We start from the raw sequence: 22,343 nt of genomic DNA, 5'->3' as shown, positions 1-22,343 counted from the left end.
CGCGCTGTTCACATCAGGAGAGACCGGTGAGTGCTGTTCAGACCGGTGGCGTCACAGAGCCACAATTCCAACTCGTCAAATTCAACCCGGCCGATCGCCGTCATTTCATCGGCGGCTCGGATGCGCGCGTCATCATGGGCCAGGATGCGGCGGACCTTACGCGTCTGTGGCAGGAGAAGCGGGGTGAGATCGCGCCGGAAGACCTCTCCAACAATCTCGTCGTGCAACTCGGCAGCATCACCGAGGCGCTGAACCGTTCCTGGTACCAGCGCCACAGCGGGCACACCATTGCGGACGTCCAGAAGCGGGTCCGGCATCCCGTCCATCGCTGGATGGCCGCAACCCTGGACGGCATCGTCGAACCGACCGGCGCGGTGTTCGAGGCCAAGTTCATGCTGCCCTGGGCCTTCACCGAAGAGACAGCTGCCGCAAAGCACATGGCGCAGCTGCAGCACAACATGTGGGTGATCGCGGCGCGCTCGGCCGTGCTGTCGGTGATCACCGGCGGCGGCAAATGGGTCGAGATCAAGGTTCATGCCGATCCGCTCTACCAGCACCTCCTGCTCACCGCCGAGAAGAAGTTCTGGCGCTGCGTCCAGTCCGGCGAGCCGCCATCCCTGTTCGACGTCGAGCCGCCGCGGCCGCGGCTGGAAGCCATCAAGGTCGTCGACATGAGCGGGTCCAATCTCTGGGCCGAGCTGGCCGCGACCTATTTGCGCACCCGGGCCGCCCATGGCGACCACGAGGTGGCGAAAGCGGACCTGAAGACGCTCGTCCCCGAGGATGCCAAAGAGGCGACCGGCCACGGCGTGCGCGCCAAACGGTCCAAATCCGGCGCCATCAGCTTCGATGCCATCGAGCTGGAGAATGCCGATGCTGCAGTCCAGTGAGCACATCGGCGCCATCGCCGCCGCCCTGGCGAGGGCCCAGGCCGACCTCGTCAACCCCGAAAAGACCCTGATCGCCACCATCCGCTCGGCCTTCCCCAGGGAGGACGATCGAACCTTCCGCTACGCCTCACTCGCGAGCGGCCTCGACATCGTCCGCAAAGCCCTAAGCCAGCAGGAGATCGCTACCGTCCAGACCACCCGCCTGGAGGCGGCCAGCGCGCAGATTCACCTGACCACCCTGCTTGCCCATTCCTCCGGGGAGTGGATCTCCTCCGAGCTGCCGGTCTGCGCCGCCAAGGACACCGAGGCGCCGCACCGGATGGGCGCGGCCCTAACCTACGCCCGCCGCTACGCGCTGTTCGCCCTGGTCGGGATCGCCGGCGAGGATGATCTCGACGCCCCCGACGCGATTGCCGCCCCTCCCGCCGCCAAGCCCCAAACCGTCCTCGGAGCGAAGGCCAAGCCTCTTAAGGGCGTCCTCAACCGCCCGGCGGTGCTCGGCCGTGAGCAATCCGCCGAGCTCTGCGCGCGGCTGCTGAGCGAGCTTGAGGCCGCACATTCCACCGAGGCTCTACTAGTGTGGGCCAAGGCGAGCCTGCCGCTCAAGAACACCCTCATCGAGGACGACGCCCGGCGCGTGGAGGCCGCCTACCAGAGGCGGCTTGAGACCGCGCCTCCCGCGGCCAGCAGGGCAGCGAACGAGCCATCGGTGTCGCCGGCCCCTGCCCCGCAGCCTCGGCCCGAAGCCACCGCCGGCGAGGCCGGACAAGATCACGCCCGTCACGATGCCGGGGATGCCGGGCTCGCTTTCCCGAAGGAGAGCCCCCGCAAGCGCAGCAAGGCGCATCTCCTCTTCATTCGTGGACAGCCCTGTCTCGTCTGCAAACAGAGCCCGACCGATGCCCATCACCTCAAGTTCGCTCAGCCCAGGACGTTGGGCCGCAAGGTCAGCGACGAGTTCACCGTGCCGCTCTGCCGCACGCACCACCAGGATCTGCACCGCCATGGCAACGAAAAAGCCTGGTGGGCCGACATGCAGATTGCGCCGCTCCCACTGGCCAAGGAGCTTTGGCAGGCGAGTCCGATGCAGGAAACCCGCACGGCGCCTCTTGACAACGGCGCGCGCCCCGCCAGCGTCGGCCGGGCGGCGGCCGCGTCATGAACGGGCCCGTCCCCGCCGCCCAACAGCTGGCGGTCGCCGCGCTGCCGCGGGACCTTGATGCCTTGATTCCAGCTCCACTGTTACTGCCCGGTGAGAGCCTCGAAGCGTATCATTTGCTGCGGCAGGCCGTCTTCGCCGACGTCGCGCCGCGATCGGCCCTCGAATGGCTGAGCGCCATCGATATTGCGGAACTCTCATGGGAGATCCGTCGCTACCGACTGCTGCGCCACGCGCTGTTGGAGGATCACCGCCAGCAAGCGATTGAGGCCTCGCTGCGCCGCATCGACCTCGCGGGCATCGCACCGGAGTTCGCCGAGGACGCCACCTCCCACCTCCGTCAAAACGCCCTAAGCTGGCGGTCGGATCGCACCGCCGCGCACGAAATCGAGGCGCGCCTGGCCGGTTACGGATTTGATCACCAGGCGTTGAACCTGGAGGTCTTTGTCCAAGCCAGGGAGATCTTCTTGATGTTCGAGGGGCTGTTGATTGCGACCCAGAAGCGCCGAACGCTGTTACTCAAGGAAATCGATCACCGTCGGAACGGCCGATAGGTGATCGCAACTGGCAGAGAAATTCCGCGGCTCGTCGGTGCGAGATTTGCGACCCGCAACGGCGCAATCATCATCAGCGCACGAAACAGCCGCCGCGTCGACGCGGTGCTGATGCCGAACTAGTTTGGCGCGGGCGGCGCGAGCGAAGCGAACCCTACCGTATGCGGTGCGAGGGATCGCTTCGTGGCTTCGCTCCTCGCAGTGACGGGTACGAGACGAGTACGCTTTCGCGAAGTGGCTCGCTGCAACAGGCCCTCCTCCGCGGCTAGGCTTCTGCATGTCATCCTTCGCTCACCTTGCGAGCGAAGGATATGGCGGGCCCGGCCTACCGTAACCAGTCTCGAAGGCCCAATTCCCTGCATAACAGGGCAATAACAGGGACTTCGTCCTGTTTCGTTGCCTCGAAATGGCGACTCCGTGGCAAAAAGCCAATGAATGCCGGTCTTTCGAGAGATCGAGCACGGAAGTTAACAGGGGAATATGCTGCGATAACAGGGGAATGGATTCGCAGTAACAGGGCAATCGGTAACAGGGCAAATCCTCCGATCCAGCCATCCCCCATGCCTGCGCCCTGCGGAGTCTGGTAAGCACCGGCTTCTCATCTGGCGCCGCAGCGCCCTCTCATTTTGTCTGGACATGGCTACTCCCTCTGCGGTTGTGAGCCTAGTCGATCTCGCGCGGGTCGTCTTCTAGAGTTAAGCAGCAGACAACAATAGCGTGACCTTGCCGGCCGTCGATGTGGATATCCGTGGAACGCCGGTGACGTCGTGCCACATACCGATCGCCTCCTGTTTGCGGCTGGACTGGCCTGCGTCGGCTATGTCGTGATCACCCATGTCATGGTGCTGACCGTCACGTTCAGGCGAACTGGCTCGATGGGCACGGCATCGCAATCCGGGCCCCCGTAGGCTGGATCACGGCAATCGGCATAATGATGACCCGCCTCTCGCTCGCCTCGAAAGTTCGCGTCGCGAACATTGTCGGGCGGAGATCCGGTCGCGCGCCAGGCTCGGCGGCTGTGCCTACAGTAAATTGCATTCCGCGCATCTACTTTGGCGACGACAATCCTCAGACCTCTCCAGCAATCCCTGCTAAATAGGTGCCTGGCACCGAACTGGTGGCGCGTGAGTTGATTGGACTAGTCTTAGCTTTTGGGAGCTTGCGAATGCTCAGAGCTGGCTCCGCAAATTCGGACAGTAGCTTGAGTGGATTTTCTGCCTGACAGCGGCGAGGATTCTTGCCGCGAATCAGGAGCGAAGATGACGAAGAAGAGCCGCCGGATGCATTCTCCGGCATTCAAGGCGAAGGTTGCTTTGGCTGCGGTCAAAGGCGACAAGACGCTGGCGGAGCTGGCGCAACTGTTTGATGTTCATCCGAACCAGATCACGATCTGGAAAAACCAGCTCCTGGAAGGCGCCGCCGGCGTGTTTGGGCATGACAAGGCGTCGGCCGAGACGCCGGTCGATTTGAAGGCGTTACATGCCAAGATCGGCGAGCTGGCGTTGGAAAACGATTTTTTGTCCGGCGCGCTCACCAAGGCGGGCCTGCTGAGCGCAAAGCGATGATCGACCGCGGTCATGATCTTTCTATCGTGCGCCAGGCGAAGGTCCTGAAGCTGGCTCGCAGCACGGTCTACTATGAACCTCGGCCAGTTTCGGCCGAGGACCTTGCCTTGATGCGTCGGCTCGATGAGCTGCATCTCGATTATCCCTTCGCGGGAGCGCGTATGCAGCGATCGTTGCTGCGGCGGGAGGGCGTATACGCCGGTCGCCGCCACATCGCGACGCTGATGAAGCGCATGGGGATCGAGGCGGTCTATCGTCGCCCGAACACGAGTAAGCCGGCACCGGGTCACAAGATCTACCCGTACCTGTTGCGCGGATTGAAGATCGAGCGGCCCGACCAGGCGTGGGCAATGGACATCACCTACATTCCGATGCGGCGTGGCTTCGTCTATCTCGCGGCGGTCGTCGATGTGTTCAGCCGACGGGTCCTGGCCCATCGCGTCTCGATCACAATGGAGGCGGCCTTCTGCGTCGAAGCGGTCCAGGAGGCGTTGGCGAAGCACGGCAGGCCCGAGATTTTCAACACGGACCAGGGCAGCCAGTTCACCAGCCTCGAGTTCACCGATGTGCTGCTGGACGCGAAGATCGCCATCAGCATGGACGGCAAGGGCGCCTGGCGCGACAACGTGTTTGTCGAGCGGCTCTGGCGCACGGTCAAATACGAAGAAGTTTATCTCCGCGCCTACGACAGCGTGTCCGAGGCGCGAGCGTCAATTGCCAAGTATCTGGCCTTCTACAATCAGGGACGCCCTCACTCGAGCCTTGACGGGCGCACGCCCGACGAGGCTTACTTCGGCACGCAAGCTATGGTGATGGCCGCATGACCGTCGCCGACGATTTTGTCGTCGCTCTGGTCGGGCTACGCCCTCCCGACGCAACGACAAAATCGTAAGGCCCCGCGTTCAGCATAACCCGGCAGGAATCCACTTAAATCCCGCGGGGCGCTGTCCAAACAACCGGCGCCAGCTCTCCCTCTCCTCGTACGTTCGTCCTCGATGCTCGCAGTCAGACTCTCTTCGAATGCGGGGCGGCATTGTTTGTACTCCTCGCTTTTCCTTTAGCGACGGATGCAGAGCGCGCGGACTTAGCGACGTCTGTTTGTGCGGCTCACTTAAGAGCAATGTTCAAGGAGTTCGGCAGCGCAGACGGACTCGTGAAAGAGAAATATGCTTTTCGTGACGAACAAAGAATCAAAGATGACCTAAAGACACTAGACCGTCTCATTCGGGATCGCATGGTCGCTGCCAAAATTGTTATCCCATTCTTACGACGGGCCTCAGGACATACTGTTAAGCTTCCTCGCGGAGTTCAGCGACTTTCCCTCAATCAGCTCGCCGAATACGCAATGAAAGAAGCAAACCAGTCCAGCCCCGAAAACTTTAAGACAAGGGTCTGGCGGCCGAGCCTGCCGGTGATCCATCTTGCGGCCGCGGTTGCTGTGACGATCAACGATCGCGAGCGCGTGGGCGAAAAGAAGACCGGCTACGGCAACCTGATCGCCGACGCGGAATTCCTGTTTATGGTCCTAACATACACAAAGGAATTCGAATTCATTATCAAAAACAATAAGTTACCGATCGATCCCAAGAAGCTCGTATCCATCCAGTTGGCCCGATAACTGGGTTCATTTTTTTCTTCAATCTGTGAACTCGATCCCTGCAGCCGAATAGCCCATGTCTCGCCTGCTCTCTCGACTTTTGAGGACCAGGCAACGTGAACATCCCTCCGACCATCAACCCGAAGTACATCCGCGCTGCGGAGGTCCGTCACCAGATCACATATCCGGCGATCGACCAGATCAAGCCCAACCCGGGTAACCCGACGACCCACTCTCCCGCGCAGCTCCGCAAGCCGGCCCGATCGATGCGGGCGCATCGCTTCGCCCGGCTAATCGTGGTCGATCCCAACAACGTGCTCGGCGCCGGCCACGGGCGGCGCGAAGCCGTGCGGCACCTGGAGCTGACGGAGATTCCCGCAATCTGCACCAGCCATTTGCCCACCGAACTGTCACCCAGATAATCCGCGGAAGGAATTCACATGACGGGTTCATCCCAAAGAAGCGCGAAAGCGGCGGCCCGACGCAGCGGGGCGACCAATGCGGGCGTAATCGAGATTCAGATTCAATATCGACCCCTCGGAGATCTCGTTCTGGATCCCCGCAATCCGCGCCAGCACTCCAATCGTCAGGTCAATCAGCTCGCGGACAGCATCCGAGAGTTTGGTTTCGTGATGCCCATTGTCACCGATGACAAGGGGAACGTAATCGTCGGCCACGGACGGGTGCTCGCAGCCAAGAAGCTAGGAATAGCGAAAATACCCGTGGTCGAGATCCGGCACCTGTCGGCCGCTCAGCTCAAGGCACTCAGGATTGCGGACAACAAGCTGGCGCTGAATGCGCATTGGGACGAGCAACTGCTCGGCGAACAGCTCCTGGAGCTGAAGGAGCTCGACCGGGATTTTGACCTGACGGTAACCGGGTTCACCTTGCCGGAAATCGATTTGACGATCCAAAAACTTAACGAGCTGCCCGTCGAAAACACCGAAGATACCGGCTCAGTTACGGGGGTTCCGGTCTGCCAGGCGGGTGAGCTGTGGCAACTGGGCTGCCATCGCATTTTGTGTGGGGACGCCAGATCGGAGTCCACCTTCAAGGAGCTCATGCAGAACGAACACGGCGGTGTCGTCGTCATCGATCCGCCCTATAACGTCCCCATCGACGGACACGTCTCTGGCAAAGGAAAGACTGTCCATCGTGAGTTTGCTCAAGGTGTTGGAGAGCTCAGCAGGGACGAGTTCATTCGCTTCCTAAAGGATAGCTGCATGCTGCTTGCGAAGTACAGCAAGAGCGGAGCAATCCATTTTGTCTTCATGGACTGGGCGCATCTCGACGAGCTTCTTGCCGCGGGCCGCGAGGCCTATAGCGAATTGAAGAACATTGCCGTCTGGGTCAAAAGCGCTGCCGGCATGGGATCGCTGTATCGCTCCCAGCATGAACTCGTATGTGTCTTCAAGTCCGGCACGGCGCGGCACACGAACAACATCGAACTCGGCAAGAATGGCCGAAATCGCAGCAACATTTGGAAGTACGACAGCGCCAGCACCCAAGCCCGAAAAGGCAATAACGTTCTGGAACTGCATCCGACGGTCAAGCCCGTCCCGCTCGTCATGGACGCCCTGTTGGACTGTTCGCATCGCGGCGAAATCGTCATCGACTCGTTCTTAGGCAGCGGCACCACGCTGCTTGCCGCAGAACGAACCGGCCGCCTCTGTCGTGGGATCGAACTCGACCCGCTCTATATCGATACGGCGATCCGACGCTGGCAGAATCTGACGGGACAAGATGCCGTTCGGTTATCGGATGGAAAGCTGTTCAGAGAGATCGAATCTGAAAGGGAAGAGACTGGTGAGCAGGAATAAGGCTGAAGGCTATGAGGTAGGCTATCGAAAGCCGCCGGTAGGTGCGCGCTTCAAAAAGGGTCAGTCCGGGAATCCGAGCGGGCGGCCCAAAAGGAATACTCGGGGAGTTCACCCCGGTCGCCAGCGACCAGGCTCGAAAAAGCAATAATGCTCGGGAACTTCATCCGACCGTCAAGCCGGTCCCGCGTTTGAGATCGAATGCGAAAGGGAAGAGAGCGGTGAGCAAGGATAACGCGGAAGGCTATAAGGTGGGCTACCGAAAGCCGCCGGTAGGTTCGCGCTTCAAAAAAGGTCAGTCCGGGAATCCACGCGGGCGACCCAAAAAGAATACTCAGGTATTTCACCCCGGAAGGATCCTGCAATCGATCGATAACGAGGAGCTTGTCGTCAACATCGACGGCAAGCGCAAACGAATGCCAAGAGCAGAGATCCACCTTCGGCAGTTGTTCAACAAGGCGATGAGAGGAGATATCGATGCAGCAAGGATCATAGCAACAATGGCAAAGCAACATTTCGGCCCAGACGCCGAGGGCCCATCTGAGATAGAGTTCGTTGTTGTGCCCGAACGAAGCGAACTCACAGCAAAGAACCCGATGTCGGAAGAGTCTAATGAGCGCGCAAACTAGATCGAAGAACACACAATTCAAAAAAGGCCAATCAGGAAATCCAAGAGGTCGCCCAAAACAAGCGAAGCGACCGAAGTCTCTCGGGTTTCTGTTTCGCAAAGTTGCACAGGAACAAGTCCGACTTGAGATCGATGGAGACGCCGTCACGATGTTACGTTGGAGCGCCTACGTGAATCAGATCTACACCATGGCCCTCAACAAAGATATCGCTGCGGCGCGCCTGTTGGACCAACTCCGTAGGCAGTTTCCTGGGGATCCGTTGCCTGGTGATAAAATAACATTTGGGATCACCGAAGCCGACGAGAGGCTCTAATGCCAGGCTCATAAGCGAACAACCTAGGGAGCGTCAGGGCGCATTTTGCTAGGACGCAGCCAGCGGCAACGCGACCGTGACGGCCTTCGATCATTCATGGGGGCTGGTCTTCGACAGGCACGCGAGAGACACTGAGAGCCTCTATTCAGCCGACGGCGGCGGACTGGATCAAGCTGATGCACCCGGAGCATATCGCCATATCTGGCTGGACCCGATTGCCCGTTGCGTGGATCAGTCGCCAAGCCCCGTGCGCGATCGCGTAGCGCGGTTCCCAAGCCCTGCGAGTTTGGCTTCGTGGGGCTGGCGTCCAAAGCGCTCAGGTTGCCCCTACCGCGGCCGCCGGAGCCATTGGATTTAAGGTCAAAGAAAGCCCCCGGCGATGAGCCGTGTGATGGAGACGAAGGCACGAACAGATCGGCCCAACCGACCGGCCTAAAAGATCGTTCCAGATTTAACCTGCAACGCGGACATCAAGCTTAATGCCCAAATTGAGGTGCGACACGCGCGCGCCGGGTTAAGCTTATGGAGCCGATCTGGCCCGACAAAAACGGCAGGCATTCCACCATGACAGAACCACCCTATTCTGTCTTCCTCGTTGAGGACGAGACAATGATCAGGATGATGCTGGTGGAAATGCTGGAGGAGCTAGGTCACAGGGCCGCGGCCGAGGCTGGTCTCCACAAGCGGTTCACCTGGCAAACCGTGGTGAGTTCGATTTCGCCATTCTAGGCAGTGTACCCCATCATAAACCCGGTGGCGTGATGCGACTAAAGCAATATCTGCTTTGCCCCTATAAGCAACCGACTTCGTGCGGCAGCGCAATATGTCGCGATGGGCCAAGCTCGGAAGTCGCTAGACCATTGGACTGGCTCACGACGCCAAGTCGTCGAGCAACGCCTTGGCCTCTTTCAAATCGAGCGTGTCGAACCCTTCAGTGAACCAGCCGTAAACCGGAGCCAGCAGATCACGTGCCGCGGTGCGTTTGTCCTGATCGCGCCAAAAGCGGGCAAGGCTCGTCGCTGCCCGGAGCTCAAGTGATTTCGCCCGTTGTTGCCGAGCGGTCTGTAGGGACTTCAGCAGCCATGCGTTGCTCCCTCCGAGCTGGCCGCGAGATAATGCCACCAACCCTCGCAGCCGAGAGATTTCCGCATCCCACCAGTGCTCGCCGCTTTGTTCCGCAATGGCAGCAGCACCCGTCAGGGCTTCGGCTCCGCCGGGGTGGTTTCCCGTGCGACAAAGCACCTCGCAAAAGAGCGCAAAGCTATAGGGAGCGTACTGGATCGTGCCTTGCTTCGCCGGATCAGCAAGCGCGGCGCGGTAGGAGGCAATCGCCGCCTCAATTTTATCCGGTGCCAACAACGCCCAGCCGCGGAGGACTCGTGGATCGAGCGGCAAGGCAACCCGCTTCTCAGCCGCTAGGGTCTCTGCGCTCTCAATGCACTGCAGCACCGACGCTGAGTCACGTCGGAACTGGTGCAATATCGACGCATGCAGACGCGCCATAGCAAGGCTGAAGGGATGGTTCACCCGTTCCGCAAGCGCCAACGCGTCATTCACGCGAGCGAGCGCCGTGTCAGGGTAGCCGAGCAGCCAGGCGCTCCAGGCACCTAGCGTTCCTGCACAGACTCCGGGGTCGTGGCCGTAGATGTGTGCGTGCGTCCGGTGCTGCTCGAACTCATAAAGGGTTCGGCCCTTCTCGCAATGTTCCTGCGCCGGAGCAAGTTCGCCGCAGAAGAAATGTGTTGTCCAGCCCGTATGATGAGCTTCGAGCCGAAGGCCGACATTATTACTCTTTTCGACCAGGCTCAGGAGCCTATCTGAAAGCTGGCGCGCCGCATTCCAATCCGACGTGCGTCGGAAAGTCCACAACCCCCATATCGCGGTGAACTGAGAATCGATGTCCCCTATCTTATCGGAAAGCTCGTGCGCACGAGCGTGCGCTTTAGCTGCTTCGGCCGAGGAGAAGCCGTTGGCGTTACTAAGAGACACGCCTTTAGCGAGTTGCAGCTTGATCTCCTGCCGATCGCGCTGCGCATCCAAGAGAGATGGCAGCAGGGACAAACCACGATCGAAATGACTGACCGCCTCGGCATACGCGGAGCGGGAAGCCGCAAACTGGCCAGCTTTTAGCCATTGATCAGAGGCCCGTTCCGCCTGTCCGGCACCCGTCAGATGATGGGCCAGTATCTCGGGCTGCCGATCGACCAGATCTGCGAAATGCTGCTCCAAGGTGGTGGCAACTCGTGCATGCAACTCTTGCCGTCTTCGGCGCAGCAGCGTGCCATAGGCAGCGTCCTGCACCAGAGCGTGCTTGAATAGATAGCTGGAATACGGAGGCACACCTTGTCGGAACAACAAGCCAGCGGAGATCAGACGGTCTAAGGCGGATGCCAACTCTGGCTCCGGCTTGCTCGCAACGGAAAAAAGCAGGGTGTGAGAGAACTCTCGCCCTATCGCGGAACCAATCTGGGCCACCTCCTTGGCGGACCCGAGCTGGTCGAGCCTCGCCATAAGCGAGGCGTGCAGGCTTGCGGGGACCGCCGACGCAGGTGACGGAATATTGCCTGTAGTTCGCCGCGCTTCGCCCTCACTCTTGGTCTCCAGGACCGCCTTCGTCATCTCCTCCACGAAAAGGGGAATCCCGTCCGTGCGCTCAATGATGTCCTGCCGCACGCTCGCCGAGATAAGCTGGTTGCCCACGATGTGATCAATCACCGTCTCGATTTCGCGCTGCGCCAGCCGATTGAGGGTGAGAGCAGTGACGTAGGGCCGCCCGATCCAGTGCGGTTCGAACTCTGGACGAAACGTCACAATCAACAGCACACGGTAGGTCCGAAGCCGGTCAACGACCCCGCTGAAAGCTTCCTGACTCGTGGGGTCGGTCCAATGTGCATCCTCGACGATCATTAGCACAGGTGTGGAGCGCGACAATGCCTCCACCTGTGACCCGAGCGCTTCAAATGTCCGCTGGCGGTGCTGTTCGGAGGGTATGTCGAGCGCCGCGTAGCGTCCGTCTTTTGGCAGCGACAGCATGTCGGCGAATAGCGCCGTATCCTCCAAAGAGGTTGAAGTCTGCGCCAATACTGTATCGAGCTTGTCCAGCTTTGTTTCCAGCGCGTCGTCATGCGCAAATCGTGCGGCCCGTTCCATCTGGCCGATGATCGGATAAAAAGCGCTGTCGGTATGCTGCGGCGAGCAGAAATAGCGCAATCGGGTATGCGGCTCGTTAGCGATGCTTTCCAGCAGCGCCGCCGTAAGCCGCGATTTGCCAATACCAGCCTCGCCGGAGAGCAGCACTACTTGGCCTTCACCACTCTTTGCCTTGGACCAGCGTCGCAACAGGAGTTCGAGTTCTTCGTCCCGCCCAACAAGCTCGGTCAATCCGTTCGCGTGCAAGGCCTCGAAGCGGCTTTCGACTGAAGCCGGCCGCAACGCAGCCCATGCCCCTACGGCGCCTGAGATACCTTTGAGTTCTTTCGGCCCAAATTCTTCAAGCTCGAACAGATTGCCCAACAGCTTCCGAGTACTCTCCGCAATGACGACGCTGTTCGGCTCAGCAATGCCCTGCAAACGTGCCGCAAGGTTTGGCGTTTCACCGATTATGGCGTGCTCCTGAGAAGCGCCGGACCCGATGAGGTCGCCGACAACCACCAGTCCCGTTGCGATGCCGATACGCGTCTGCAGGGGCGCACGAATCTTCAGAGCACCTACGCCAGCTACCAACTCCAGCCCCGCCCGGACGGCCCGTTCCGCATCGTCTTCGTGCGCCTGCGGATACCCGAAATACACCAGTACCCCATCGCCCATATACTTCGCAACGAAGCCGCCGAACCGCCGCACGATGTCGGTGACGCACTTCTGATACGCGGAAATGATCTCGCGTAGGTCTTCAGGGTCCATGCGTGCTGAAAGTGCTGTTGAACCCACAAGGTCCGAGAACATAACAGTGACTTGGCGACGTTCGGCGGCATCTTGGGGCTTCAACTCGGCCGTAACGCGTTGAGCTACGGCAGGACTCCCAAGCTCCTGGATAGCCGCAAGGATTATGCGCCGATGCCCGAGCAGTACGCCGATGTCCTTAAGGTCCTGATCAGTCAGATGGCGAAGTGCTGCGAAACCAATCCCGTTTTCAGCAAAACGCTGCGCGTACTCGGACATTCCGAGCTTTTCGAGCCAGTCGGCAATTTGCTGCATCGCGGCCCCTCCGGATCTTGCGCAAACCAATCTGGACCGATAGGACCGAAAGTCTACCACGCGAGCCGACTTATTCCAGCGCCCGCCGTGAGGTTGCTTGTCCGGTCATTTTCGACAGTTTTGACAGAGATTGAGGGCTGGTGATGTCCGCTCTTGTCCGTAAGCGCCGTACCAGGGTCGTGCCAAGAGCGTTGCGTTTGGCCGGACTGCCGTGATTCAAACTCTCGAATGGGGGCTCGAATCATGCGCTACGAACTCGCCGACTATGAATGGTCCGCCATCAAGCCGATGCTGCCGAACAAGCCGCGTGGCGTTCCTCGGGTGAACGACAGACGGGTCCTGAATGGCATCTTCCGGGTCCTCCGATCAGGAGCACCCTGGCGTGATCTGCCGACGGCGTTTGGCCCTTACACCACTTGCTACAACCGCTTTGTCAGGTGGCGGCGGGCCGGTGTTTGGAGCCGCATCATAGAAGCGCTTGCCACTGCCCAGGATGCTGCTGTCCAGATGATCGACACTTCCATTGTCCGCGTGCATCAGCATGGAGCCTGCATCACAACGAACCAGCGCCAATCGATGGGAAGGTCCCGCGGCGACTTGACGAGCAAAATCCATGCGGTGGTCGATGGCTGCCGGTACGGCTGGCGCTGAGCCCCGGTGAGGCCCATGACGTTCGACTTGCCGGAAAACTGCTGTCTCGCCTCGTGCTCGCAACCAGGTCGAGCGGTTCTTCAACAGGATCAAACAATGTCGTCGCGTGGCGACGCGCTACGACAGGCTGGCCGCAGCCGCGGCTCGCAACTCGACCTGGGTGGCTCCGTCCCGCGCCTGAATTGCCATTCCCTGGTGGACGCTCAAATAGAACCGGCTGCCGCGTGGATCAGGGCGACCATGAATGGTTCATGCCGACGCTGAGGCGCGGGTACGCCCGGCTTGCGGTCTGGATGGTACGTTCGAACAGAACGTTTGAACAAGGCCGGCTACCGGAGCCGACGCGGACATTCGCGAGGATCTATAATCGAAGCCAGGGGCTTAACCGCGACCGTCGGCAGTCAACGGCGTGCATTCCGCGTTGACGACGCCGGCGGCTGTGACCGGGTGCTGCGCGCGGGAGGGGCGTACCGTCTTACTATCGACTTTGACCGTTAGTCCCTCATCGGGCCGCACATCGGAGACCAAGACCGAAGAAAGGAACCATCAAGCACGTCTGCGATTGTACTTTCTCTGGGAGAAGACCGAAATGAACCGCCTGACTCAAAAAGTGCAGTTCGACAGGTCAAAGATCAACATCCGCGATCCCCAACAGGTTAAACGCTGGACCCACGCGCTCGGCGTGTCAAAGGAAGATCTGCGAAAGGCTGTCGAAAAAGTCGGCGACTGCGCGACGACGGTTCGCAAGGAGCTGGAAACGAAATCATGACAAGAGAGCAGGAAGTGGCCGCCGAATGCGCGCAGGAAGCACGACGTCAGGCAGCGCTTCTTCCGCCAGGTCCCATTCGCGATGCGTTGCTAGAAAAGGCGCGCCAATATGAACTTCCTGTAAAACCCCAGAATCTAGACGCTCCTTCAAACTAGGATTTGCGAAGCTAAAGATACGTGCCCAAAGTCACCATAAACCCGCGGGGGAGCAGCCGTTCGTGCGAATGGCGTTAATCAGGGTCACCGACCGGCGGCTTCAGCTACTTCATGCTCGCGACGCCGCGGACGGGAGCAATTGGGCGCGACCTCCGCAAGCCTCTCGCTTCGATCAACGCCGCACTCATTCTCGGCGAGATGCAAAGACCTATAGGGAGCATCAAGTCCTGCCGATGCTCCAAAGAAACGTCGTGCGCATGCTCGGACTGATCGACAAAGTGCTCAATTTCGCCCGGTCGGTTGGAAGGAGGTATCATCCCAGATCGGAATGATTTGAGCGCCGCTTGAACGGGTCCTGCACCAGGTCATTGTCGAACTGCGCCGTCAAGCCGGAAATCGTCGAGGACAACGCCATTCACGCCCCAGTAGAATGCGACAGATCTCTAGACAACTGATCTCGAACATCGTTGAGAACGCCGTGGCGCTTCCAACGAGACGATACTCAGTCGCGCATCGAGTCAGGGCGACAAGCAAACCATGAGAACCCGCCTTGCTTTCTCGCGCCACAACTTTCGCGGCCTTTCACGTACCCGACGGTTGAATGTTTAAGCCAGCGCTTGCTTGCGCAGAGCCACCAGCGGCCAATTTTCGGTACAACACCTCGTACTCTATCGCCATTCGCGTCGCTGAAAAGCGTTCCACGAAGCGGCGACGTATTTTTCGTCTATCCAATTGCCCAACCCGATGCACCGCCGCGATTGCCTGCTTCTCGTCCTCGACAATGAAGCCGGTCACGCCGTCCTCTACCACCTCGGGAACAGAGCCCGAGCGATAGGCGATCACGGGCGTTCCGCATGCCATCGCTTCGATCATGACCAGCCCGAAAGGCTCCGGCCAATCGATCGGAAACAACAACGCGGCGGCCTCGGCCAAGAACCGCTGCTTCTTGGCGTCGTCGACTTCTCCGACGAGACGAACGTTTTTGCCGTCGATGAAAGGCTCAAGCTCCTTCTTGAAGTAGACGGTCTCGCTACGAGGAATCTTGGCAGCGATGCGCAGAGGTTGCTCGGCTTCGCGCGCGATGCGGATGGCATCCTCCGGCCCCTTCTCCGCGGTGAGACGGCCGAGAAAGGCCAGATAGGATCCTTGTTCGTAGTACGGGCGGAACAGATCCACGGGCAGTCCATGCTGGATCGTCCCGCTCCAGTTCGCGTCCGGGAGCGGCCGACGCTGATCGTCCGAAATCGAGACGAAGGGGGCTCGCGGAAATTCTCGCACCACGTCGCCCAATCCCGGCAGGTCGAGCCGCCCGTGCATGGTCGTGAGAAACGGCACGCCCAGGCGGCTGAGCAGCGGAAGGGGCAGCCAGTCGATGTGGGCATGAATGATGTCAAAATCCCTCGCCCGCTGCGCGATAGCTTCGAGCAGCAGAGCGCAGGCGGCGTTCGGATCCGCCCCCTTTCTCCCCAAACGAAGCGCACGCGGCCAGACCGCGTGAAGCTCGCCGCGCGTCCGGGAATCGCCGCTCGCAAACAGCGTGACGTCGTGCCCGAGTTCGACCAGTTCGTCCACCAGCCAGGCGACAACGCGCTCGGTGCCGCCGTAGAGCTTCGGGGGAACGCTTTCGGCCAAAGGAGCAAGCTGGGCGATACGCATCGGGACCGCCCACTAGTCGAAGACCGAGCGCAGCGCAATCACGACCGCTGCGGAAGCAACGTAAGAAAATGCCAACAGCGTCCATTCCGGTCTGGCACTCTCGCTAGCCAGCTGCCAGATCAGCACCTCCATGCGCTTCAGCATGCGTCGTCGGGAAGGCGCTCGAGGTAAGCAATGCCTAATCCGGTAAGCTCTTCGGCATCGCACTCGCGCAGTTCCCGCCTCGTCTGCAGATGGCGTTCGAGCAGACATCGACGGCTGTCCGGTGCATCGACGTCGCGACGCTTCGCACGGTAGACGCACCAAGCCGTATCAATCGCCGTCCGTAGTTGGCCGTGGGCGACCATGCTCGAGACTCCGAAGTAGATTCCTCGAATGCCAACTCATCTGGGCGGAGGAAGTTTCTACTTTTTCCCGGAGATCGATATCTGCTGAACCGAATTACCTTAGGGAAGATTTACCGGGTTAGCGTCTGGTCCTAGGCTTGCTCCCGGTCGCAGTCGTGATCTCGGCAGGAACGACAAGCACATGTCTTCCGTTGGCAAGTGGGCAAAGACTCATTGAAGAAGAAGCTAGATGAAGGTTTCCGGCGAAGCTGCCTGACGATCTCCGACCCAGGCCGGCCTCGCGCCTTGAAGGTCAGTGACACTTTTTGACCACGGGTCCGTGCTGCCGCAGGGTCTAATGCGTGCGCTGCAACAAAGCCGGAGCCGCCGACGGCGAAAATTACGCTGTTGTGGCCGACGACCGGAAGTAAGATTGTCCTGTAAGTGACGCCGTTCGCGGGAGGTGCAAATGGATAGCAGATCCTCGCAGGGAGATCCCTCCGCCTATCTAGCCCGTCCTATTCGTGAGAGTGCTTTTTTTAGTCCGATTGATGTGGCCGCACATCTGCTCTGACGAGGCGCGCGGGATTGCCTTCGGCTTTTCACCGCCTGACCGACCCGTACTTTGCAACGCGCTTGAGGTGTAGGTTGGGCGAACGGGGGGCGGACGCCCCGCCGGTCAAGGACCGAGAGGCAGCAGCGCGCCTGGCAAGCCGCGGATCAGGTCGGCTTCGGGACATGCCGCGGCAAACGCAAGGCGAATGCGGCTCGTGGTCTCGACGACACGGGCAGCGAGTTTCAAGAGACGAAGACGCAGCGTCGCGAACTCGGCTGTGGCCAATTCCCGGGCTTTGGGAATCGCGTCGCGCACGGTCAGCATCAGCCAATAAGCGGCGGTGTGGAGAACGAGGCGGACTTGATTGGCGAGCGCCGAACGGCAGCTGGTGCGATCGGAGGCGAGCTGTGTCTTATGCAGCTTGATCAGATTCTCGGCTTGGCCGCGCGCGCAATACAGGCTGTCGTAGATCCACTCGGCCGAGCCGACATCGAGGCTGGTGACGACGAAACGGATGTCGAGGCCGAGCATCGTCGCCTCAATACGGGCGACGGTACGCCGTTCGCGATCCCAGGACTTGGCCTTGTGGCGCGTCTCGGTATAGCCACGCAGAACCGGCAGGTTCTCGATGGCGCGTCGCGTGCGGATGTCGTCGGCGGCCTCGTCGAGTTTTCTGGCGAGCGGCTTGGTGCCGGACAGACCGAAGATGTAGTCGATGCCGTTGGTCTCGCACCACGCCATTGCCTCCGGCCGGGCATAGTGCCCGTCGCCACGGAACGTAATTCGCGTGTTGTGCCACCGCGTCCGGATATGCCGTATCAGGCGGCGCAGATGGGCACGCACCTCGACGCCGCCCGGCGTCTTGCCGGGCCGCAACACGACCGCCACGGGCCGGCTCTTCTCCGTGTCGTAGACGTGGATCGGCAGGAAGCAGCGTTCGTCATAATGAGCGTTGAACAGCGAGAGCTGCTGATGGCCGTGGACGACATCGCAGGTATCATCGATGTCAAGCGTGACGGATGCCGGCTCGCGCGGGTAGCTATCCATCCATGCGTCGACCAAAGTGTAGGTCAGTCGGATCACGTCGCGCAGGCGCGGAGCATTCTCCAGCCGCGACAGCGTCGGTTGGGAACACAGATCGCGACCCGTGTCCGGCAGCCGTCCGCAGGCCAGCTTGAATGCGGGATCGGACCGCAGATGATCGAGTGTCATTCGGCCTGCAATATTGACCCCCTAAGCCGGGGGATCGGCGTCCAAAATTGACCCCCTACAGATTGATCTGTTGCGCTGCCTGCTTTGGAACGAAGCAGGTGGTGGGGGATGCTGATCGTGGAGACAATTGCCCGGATCCGGCGCGAGCACTTCATCAAGGGCAAGACGATCAAGGAGATCGCCCGTGACCTGAAGGTGTCGCGGAACACGGTCCGGAAGGTGCTGAGGTCGGGAGAGACCTCCTTCGAGTACGAGCGGCAGGTGCAGCCGCGGCCAAAGCTGGGACGATGGGCAGTAGAGCTTGACGGATTGCTGGCGGCGAACGCGGCCAAATCGGCTCGTGAACAGCTGACGTTGATCCGGATCTTCGAAGAGCTGCGCGGCCGCGGCTACGACGGCGGTTACGATGCCGTGCGGCGTTACGCCAGGCGGTGGAGCAAAGAACGCGGGCAATCGACCGCGGCGGCTTATGTCCCGCTGAGCTTTGCCCCAGGCGAAGCCTACCAGTTCGACTGGAGCCACGAGGTGGTCTTGCTGAGCGGGACCACGGTGATGGTGAAGGCCGCCCATGTCCGGCTCTGTCACAGCCGCATGCTGTTCGTGCGGGCCTATCCGCGGGAGACGCAGGAGATGGTGTTCGACGCCCACGACCGGGCGTTCGCTCTGTTCAAAGGCACCTGCACCCGCGGCATCTACGACAACATGAAGACCGCCGTAGAGACGATCTTCGTCGGTAAAGGGCGTCTCTACAATCGCCGCTTCCTGCAGATGTGCAGCCACTATCTGGTCGATCCGGTCGCCTGCACGCCGGCGTCGGGCTGGGAGAAGGGGCAGGTCGAGAACCAGGTCGGGCTGGTCCGGGAGCGCTTCTTCACGCCGCGGCTGCGGTTCAAAAACCTCGACGAGTTAAACGCCTGGCTGCTCGACAAATGCATCGCCTACGCCAAGGCTCATCGCCACCCGGAGCTGGTCGATCAGACGATCTGGGAAGTGTTCGAAGCCGAGCGTCCCAAGCTCGTTCCCTATGCCGGCCGCTTCGACGGCTTCCATGCGGTGACGGCATCGGTCTCGAAGACCTGCCTGGTGCGCTTCGACAACAACAAGTACTCGGTCGCAGCCAGCGCAGTCGGACGGCCGGTCGAAGTCCAGGCTTATGCCGACCGCATCGTGATCCGTCAGGATGGACGCATCGTTGCCGAGCACCCGCGATCCTTTGGCCGCGGCGAGACGACCTATGATCCCTGGCACTATGTGCCGGTGCTGGCTCGCAAACCCGGTGCCTTGCGCAACGGCGCTCCCTTCAAAGACTGGGTGCTGCCGGCCGCGATCGAGCGGATCCGGCGCAAGCTTGCCAGCACCGACGATGGCAATCGGCAGATGGTCGACATCCTCACCGCGGTGCTGACTGACGGTCTGTCCGCGGTGGAAGCGGCCTGTGCCGAAGCGCTCGGTCATGGCGTCCATTCCGCCGATGTCGTGCTCAACATCCTGGCCCGTCAACGTGAACCCGCCCCACCGGCCAACATCATGACGCCGGCCGCACTGACGCTCCGTCATGCACCGATCGCCGATTGTGCCCGCTACGACAACCTCCGGAGGACCATCTGATGGAACGAACCCAAATCTTCGACCTCATGGGCGAGCTCAAGCTCTACGGCATGAAGGCTGCCTTCGACGAGATCATGGCAACTGCCGTCAAGCGCCAGCACGAACCTCAGCGCATTGTCGGCGACCTGCTTAACGCCGAGATCAACGAGAAGCAGGCCCGCTCGATCAAATACCAGCTGACCATTGCCAAGCTGCCGCTTGCCAAGGACATCGCCGACTTCCAGTTCGACGGCACGCCGATCAATCAGACTCTCGTCAATGATCTCGCCAGCGGCGGCTTCATCGCCCAGCAACGCAATGTCGTGCTGGTTGGCGGCACCGGCACAGGCAAGACCCACCTGGCCATTGCCATCGCCAGAAGCTGCATCCGATCCGGTGCCCGCGGCCGCTTCTTCAACGTAGTCGACCTCGTCAATCGCCTCGAGACCGAGACCCGCAACGGACGGCAAGGACGGCTCGCCGAGCATCTGACCCGGATGGACTTCATCGTGCTGGATGAACTCGGCTATTTGCCCTTCGCCCAGTCCGGTGGCCAGCTCCTCTTCCACCTCGTCAGCCGGCTCTATGAGCGCGCCTCCGTCATCGTGACGACCAATCTCGCCTTCGGCGAATGGCCGAGCGTGTTCGGCGACGCCAAAATGACCACAGCGCTGCTCGACCGATTGACCCATCACTGCGACATTGTCGAGACCGGCAACGATAGCTGGCGGTTCAAGAGCCGAGACGACGATCACGCCACCCGCGCTCGTCTCGCCTCCGCTATCCCGGCCAGCTCCGACGAGACGAGCGCTACCAGCAAAGCCCGCCGCACGAAGGGGTCAAAATTGGACGCCGATGAGGGGCGCATTGCCTCATCGAAAATGTTACCGAACAATTCCGCTGATGACTGGGGCGGCGTTACCGAATCAGGTCGGTGGCGCCAATGGCGAGCGGGATCAGCATGGGCGCAAGGCGCGAGGTGTTGGCCGTGGTGGCGAGGCGCTACCGTGCGGCTGGACGAGTTGAGAAGGGACGGATCCTTGACGAGTTGACAGCAACGACGGGTTGGCACCGCAAGCACGCGGTGCGAGCACTGTCGGTTGCCGGAAGGGACAGGCCCAGACCACCACTGGACGAAGGGGCAACGAGCCCAACCGAACCAGCGACAAGTCGGCGACGCAAATACGCCAGCGTGCGCGACGCGCTGATCGCGCTGTGGGAAGCCTCCGATCGCGTCTGCGGTAAGCGCCTCGTATCGATGATCCCAGTGCTGTTGCCCGCACTCGAGCGGCATGGCCGGCTGAAGCCAACGAGCGCAGAGCGTGCGCTGCTGACAACTCTGAGCGCGGCGACGATCGATCGGATGTTGATCGACGTTAAAATTGCGGCTGCTGGGGGGCGCCGGCGGCGAGTCGGATTCTACTCGGCGATTCGACGCGAGGTGCCGATCCGCACTTTCAATGACTGGGCAAACCCGCCGCCAGGCTTTTGCGAGATCGACATGGTCGCGCACGGTGGGACCAGCGTCGCCGGCTCGTTTATCCAGACTTTGACCATGGTGGACATCGCAACAGGATGGACGGAATGCCTGCCCCTGGTGACACGCGATGGCAGCCTCGTCGTGGAAGCGATGACGCGAGCACAGGGCCTGTTCCCGTGGGTGATCTGTGGCGCCGACTTCGATAACGACAGCGCGTTCATGAACGACGTCGTCGTTCCATGGTGCCGAGCACAGAAGATCGAGGTAACGCGGTCACGTGCCTACAAAAAGAACGATCAGGCTTTCGTGGAGCAGAAGAACGGTGCGGTGGTCCGGCGGCTCGTCGGATACGGGCGCTTCGACGGGGTCGAGACGGCCCGCGTGATGGCACGTCTCTACGCGGCGGCGCGCCTGCTGGTGAACTTCTTCCAGCCGTCATTCAAGCTCAAAGAGAAGCGCCGCGAGGGTGCCAAGATCATCAAACGCTATCATCCGCCTGCCACACCATACGAACGTGCACTGGGGCACCCGAAACTCCCATCAGCGGTCAAGCGCCGTCTGCGCCAGACGTATCGGACTCTCGATCCCATACAATTGCTTGCCACGATCCGCACGGCGCAGGAAGAGCTCGGCGAACGGATCGGCAAGCGCGGTCTTGCGAAGGTTCCCACCGTATCGCCGGCTGATCCGCTCTCGTTTGCCCGATCGCTCGGCACGGCGGCAAACACCGCCGAAGTGCGGGCCACGCACCGCCGGCCGAAACGGCGATACAAAAAGCGTATTCGCATGCCCTCGAAGCTCGATCCCCATCTCGCGATCATCGAGAACTGGCTCGCCGTCGAGCCACAGCTCACTGCACTGGCCATCGTGGGCAGGCTCGCCACGATCGATCCTTCGATGTTCAGCGACAAGCAGCATTCGATCGTTCAGCGCCTGCTTCGGTCCCTCCGGCGGAAGGTGGCGGAGACAGCCATCGTATCCATGCCCGTGGATGAAATACGGCCCGAGGCTGTGGACGGCGCTGCGTGTGATGAGCACTCCGCCCCGCCCACAGCCTCTCCACCGAGCTGGCCGCGGCTCGAGACCGGTCTGGGGCAGTTCGTAGACCTTCATCCCGGGTAACATTACTTCCTGAGGCAATACGAGGGGTCAAATTTGCAGGCCGATTGACAGTGGACTTCTCTTGCTTCGGGTATCATCCCGACCTTGAATCACGACTCACGCTTTAAGAAC

General features: G+C 60.8%; 15 protein-coding genes and 5 pseudogenes. 16 read left to right on the top strand and 4 right to left on the bottom strand.

The window, feature by feature from the left end; all coding sequences use genetic code 11:
* Positions 1-26 precede the first annotated feature (26 nt).
* The 11 genes and pseudogenes from HAP54_RS32220 to HAP54_RS32175 all read left to right on the top strand — a co-directional run.
* A complete protein-coding gene (locus HAP54_RS32220) occupies positions 27-890 on the top strand; it encodes a YqaJ viral recombinase family protein (RefSeq protein ID WP_224741685.1) in 864 nt (287 codons plus the stop codon).
* Positions 874-2,052, top strand: coding sequence for an ERF family protein (locus tag HAP54_RS32215; protein WP_166294284.1), 1,179 nt, complete (start codon positions 874-876; stop codon positions 2,050-2,052). Before HAP54_RS32220 ends, HAP54_RS32215 begins: the two co-directional genes overlap by 17 nt.
* The gene (locus HAP54_RS32210) at positions 2,049-2,603 is read left to right on the top strand and encodes a hypothetical protein (protein WP_166294282.1); all 555 of its coding nucleotides are present in this window, start codon (positions 2,049-2,051) and stop codon (positions 2,601-2,603) included. Before HAP54_RS32215 ends, HAP54_RS32210 begins: the two co-directional genes overlap by 4 nt.
* Positions 2,604-3,370: 767 nt before the next feature.
* On the top strand, positions 3,371-3,511 hold the full coding sequence (locus tag HAP54_RS32205) for a hypothetical protein (RefSeq protein ID WP_166294280.1): 141 nt from the start codon (positions 3,371-3,373) through the stop codon (positions 3,509-3,511).
* Positions 3,512-3,862: 351 nt separating this feature from the next.
* A protein-coding gene (locus HAP54_RS32200) for an IS3-like element ISRj2 family transposase (RefSeq protein ID WP_166204126.1) occupies positions 3,863-4,992 on the top strand; the annotation gives its coding sequence in 2 pieces (ribosomal slippage) (positions 3,863-4,115 and positions 4,115-4,992; 1,131 coding nt in all).
* A gap of 209 nt (positions 4,993-5,201) precedes the next feature.
* Positions 5,202-5,786: a hypothetical protein gene (locus tag HAP54_RS32195; protein ID WP_166294278.1), complete on the top strand. Its 585-nt coding sequence runs from the start codon at positions 5,202-5,204 to the stop codon at positions 5,784-5,786.
* 95 nt (positions 5,787-5,881) lie between these two features.
* Positions 5,882-6,187 carry a ParB N-terminal domain-containing protein gene (locus HAP54_RS32190; protein WP_166294276.1) on the top strand — a complete coding sequence of 102 codons (306 nt, stop codon included), beginning with the start codon at positions 5,882-5,884 and terminating at the stop codon, positions 6,185-6,187.
* A gap of 18 nt (positions 6,188-6,205) precedes the next feature.
* The gene (locus HAP54_RS32185) at positions 6,206-7,585 is read left to right on the top strand and encodes a site-specific DNA-methyltransferase (protein WP_166294274.1); all 1,380 of its coding nucleotides are present in this window, start codon (positions 6,206-6,208) and stop codon (positions 7,583-7,585) included.
* A gap of 218 nt (positions 7,586-7,803) precedes the next feature.
* A complete protein-coding gene (locus HAP54_RS32180) occupies positions 7,804-8,211 on the top strand; it encodes a DUF5681 domain-containing protein (RefSeq protein ID WP_166294272.1) in 408 nt (135 codons plus the stop codon).
* On the top strand, positions 8,195-8,524 hold the full coding sequence (locus HAP54_RS52615) for a DUF5681 domain-containing protein (protein WP_166294270.1): 330 nt from the start codon (positions 8,195-8,197) through the stop codon (positions 8,522-8,524). The genes HAP54_RS32180 and HAP54_RS52615 overlap by 17 nt, the downstream gene beginning before the upstream one ends.
* 564 nt (positions 8,525-9,088) lie before the next feature.
* A pseudogene (locus HAP54_RS32175) lies at positions 9,089-9,199 on the top strand (response regulator); the annotation flags it as partial.
* A 195-nt stretch (positions 9,200-9,394) separates the two neighbouring features.
* On the opposite strand, the gene HAP54_RS32170 reads toward HAP54_RS32175, so the two are convergent.
* Positions 9,395-12,718: an AAA family ATPase gene (locus HAP54_RS32170; RefSeq protein WP_166294267.1), complete on the bottom strand. Its 3,324-nt coding sequence runs from the start codon at positions 12,716-12,718 to the stop codon at positions 9,395-9,397.
* Positions 12,719-12,961: 243 nt separating this feature from the next.
* On the opposite strand from HAP54_RS32170, the pseudogene HAP54_RS32165 reads away from it, so the two are divergent.
* Together HAP54_RS32165 and HAP54_RS32160 are read left to right on the top strand one after the other, a co-directional pair.
* Positions 12,962-13,550: pseudogene (locus HAP54_RS32165) on the top strand (IS5 family transposase).
* Between the two features lie 408 nt (positions 13,551-13,958).
* Positions 13,959-14,138, top strand: a complete 180-nt coding sequence (locus tag HAP54_RS32160) for a DUF3606 domain-containing protein (RefSeq protein ID WP_166294265.1) — start codon at positions 13,959-13,961, stop codon at positions 14,136-14,138.
* Between the two features lie 737 nt (positions 14,139-14,875).
* On the opposite strand, the gene HAP54_RS32155 is transcribed toward HAP54_RS32160, so the two are convergent.
* The 3 genes and pseudogenes from HAP54_RS32155 to HAP54_RS32145 all read right to left on the bottom strand — a co-directional run.
* The gene (locus HAP54_RS32155; RefSeq protein ID WP_166294263.1) at positions 14,876-15,949 is read right to left on the bottom strand and encodes a glycosyltransferase family 4 protein; all 1,074 of its coding nucleotides are present in this window, start codon (positions 15,947-15,949) and stop codon (positions 14,876-14,878) included.
* 12 nt (positions 15,950-15,961) lie between these two features.
* Complete coding sequence (locus HAP54_RS32150; protein WP_283843178.1) at positions 15,962-16,093, bottom strand: hypothetical protein; 132 nt, start codon at positions 16,091-16,093, stop codon at positions 15,962-15,964.
* Positions 16,094-16,954: 861 nt separating this feature from the next.
* Positions 16,955-18,037, bottom strand: a pseudogene (locus HAP54_RS32145) (IS1380-like element ISBdi2 family transposase); the annotation flags it as partial.
* Positions 18,038-18,151: 114 nt separating this feature from the next.
* On the opposite strand from HAP54_RS32145, the pseudogene istA reads away from it, so the two are divergent.
* The 3 genes and pseudogenes from istA to HAP54_RS32130 form a co-directional block, all read left to right on the top strand.
* A pseudogene (gene istA, locus HAP54_RS32140) lies at positions 18,152-19,642 on the top strand (IS21 family transposase); the annotation flags it as partial.
* 8 nt (positions 19,643-19,650) lie between these two features.
* Positions 19,651-20,493: pseudogene (istB, locus tag HAP54_RS32135) on the top strand (IS21-like element helper ATPase IstB); the annotation flags it as partial.
* A 329-nt stretch (positions 20,494-20,822) separates the two neighbouring features.
* Positions 20,823-22,232 carry an integrase catalytic domain-containing protein gene (locus HAP54_RS32130; protein ID WP_166293515.1) on the top strand — a complete coding sequence of 470 codons (1,410 nt, stop codon included), beginning with the start codon at positions 20,823-20,825 and terminating at the stop codon, positions 22,230-22,232.
* Positions 22,233-22,343 lie beyond the last annotated feature (111 nt).

This window comes from Bradyrhizobium sp. 2S1 (assembly GCF_011516625.5).
In the GTDB taxonomy this organism is placed as follows: domain Bacteria; phylum Pseudomonadota; class Alphaproteobacteria; order Rhizobiales; family Xanthobacteraceae; genus Bradyrhizobium; species Bradyrhizobium septentrionale.
Note: the sequence above shows the minus strand (reverse complement) of the source record. Positions and strands in the feature narration are given on the sequence as shown.

Bases quoted from the DNA above. Each gene is read 5' to 3' on its own strand.
- HAP54_RS32215 (WP_166294284.1), top strand. From the start codon at position 874: ATGCTGCAGTCCAGTGAGCACATCGGCGCCATCGCCGCCGCCCTGGCG.
- HAP54_RS32210 (WP_166294282.1), top strand. From the start codon at position 2,049: ATGAACGGGCCCGTCCCCGCCGCCCAACAGCTGGCGGTCGCCGCGCTG.
- HAP54_RS32185 (WP_166294274.1), top strand. From the start codon at position 6,206: ATGACGGGTTCATCCCAAAGAAGCGCGAAAGCGGCGGCCCGACGCAGC.
- HAP54_RS52615 (WP_166294270.1), top strand. From the start codon at position 8,195: ATGAGCGCGCAAACTAGATCGAAGAACACACAATTCAAAAAAGGCCAA.
- HAP54_RS32170 (WP_166294267.1), bottom strand. From the start codon at position 12,718: ATGCAGCAAATTGCCGACTGGCTCGAAAAGCTCGGAATGTCCGAGTAC.
- HAP54_RS32160 (WP_166294265.1), top strand. From the start codon at position 13,959: ATGAACCGCCTGACTCAAAAAGTGCAGTTCGACAGGTCAAAGATCAAC.
- HAP54_RS32155 (WP_166294263.1), bottom strand. From the start codon at position 15,949: ATGCGTATCGCCCAGCTTGCTCCTTTGGCCGAAAGCGTTCCCCCGAAG.
- HAP54_RS32150 (WP_283843178.1), bottom strand. From the start codon at position 16,093: ATGCTGAAGCGCATGGAGGTGCTGATCTGGCAGCTGGCTAGCGAGAGT.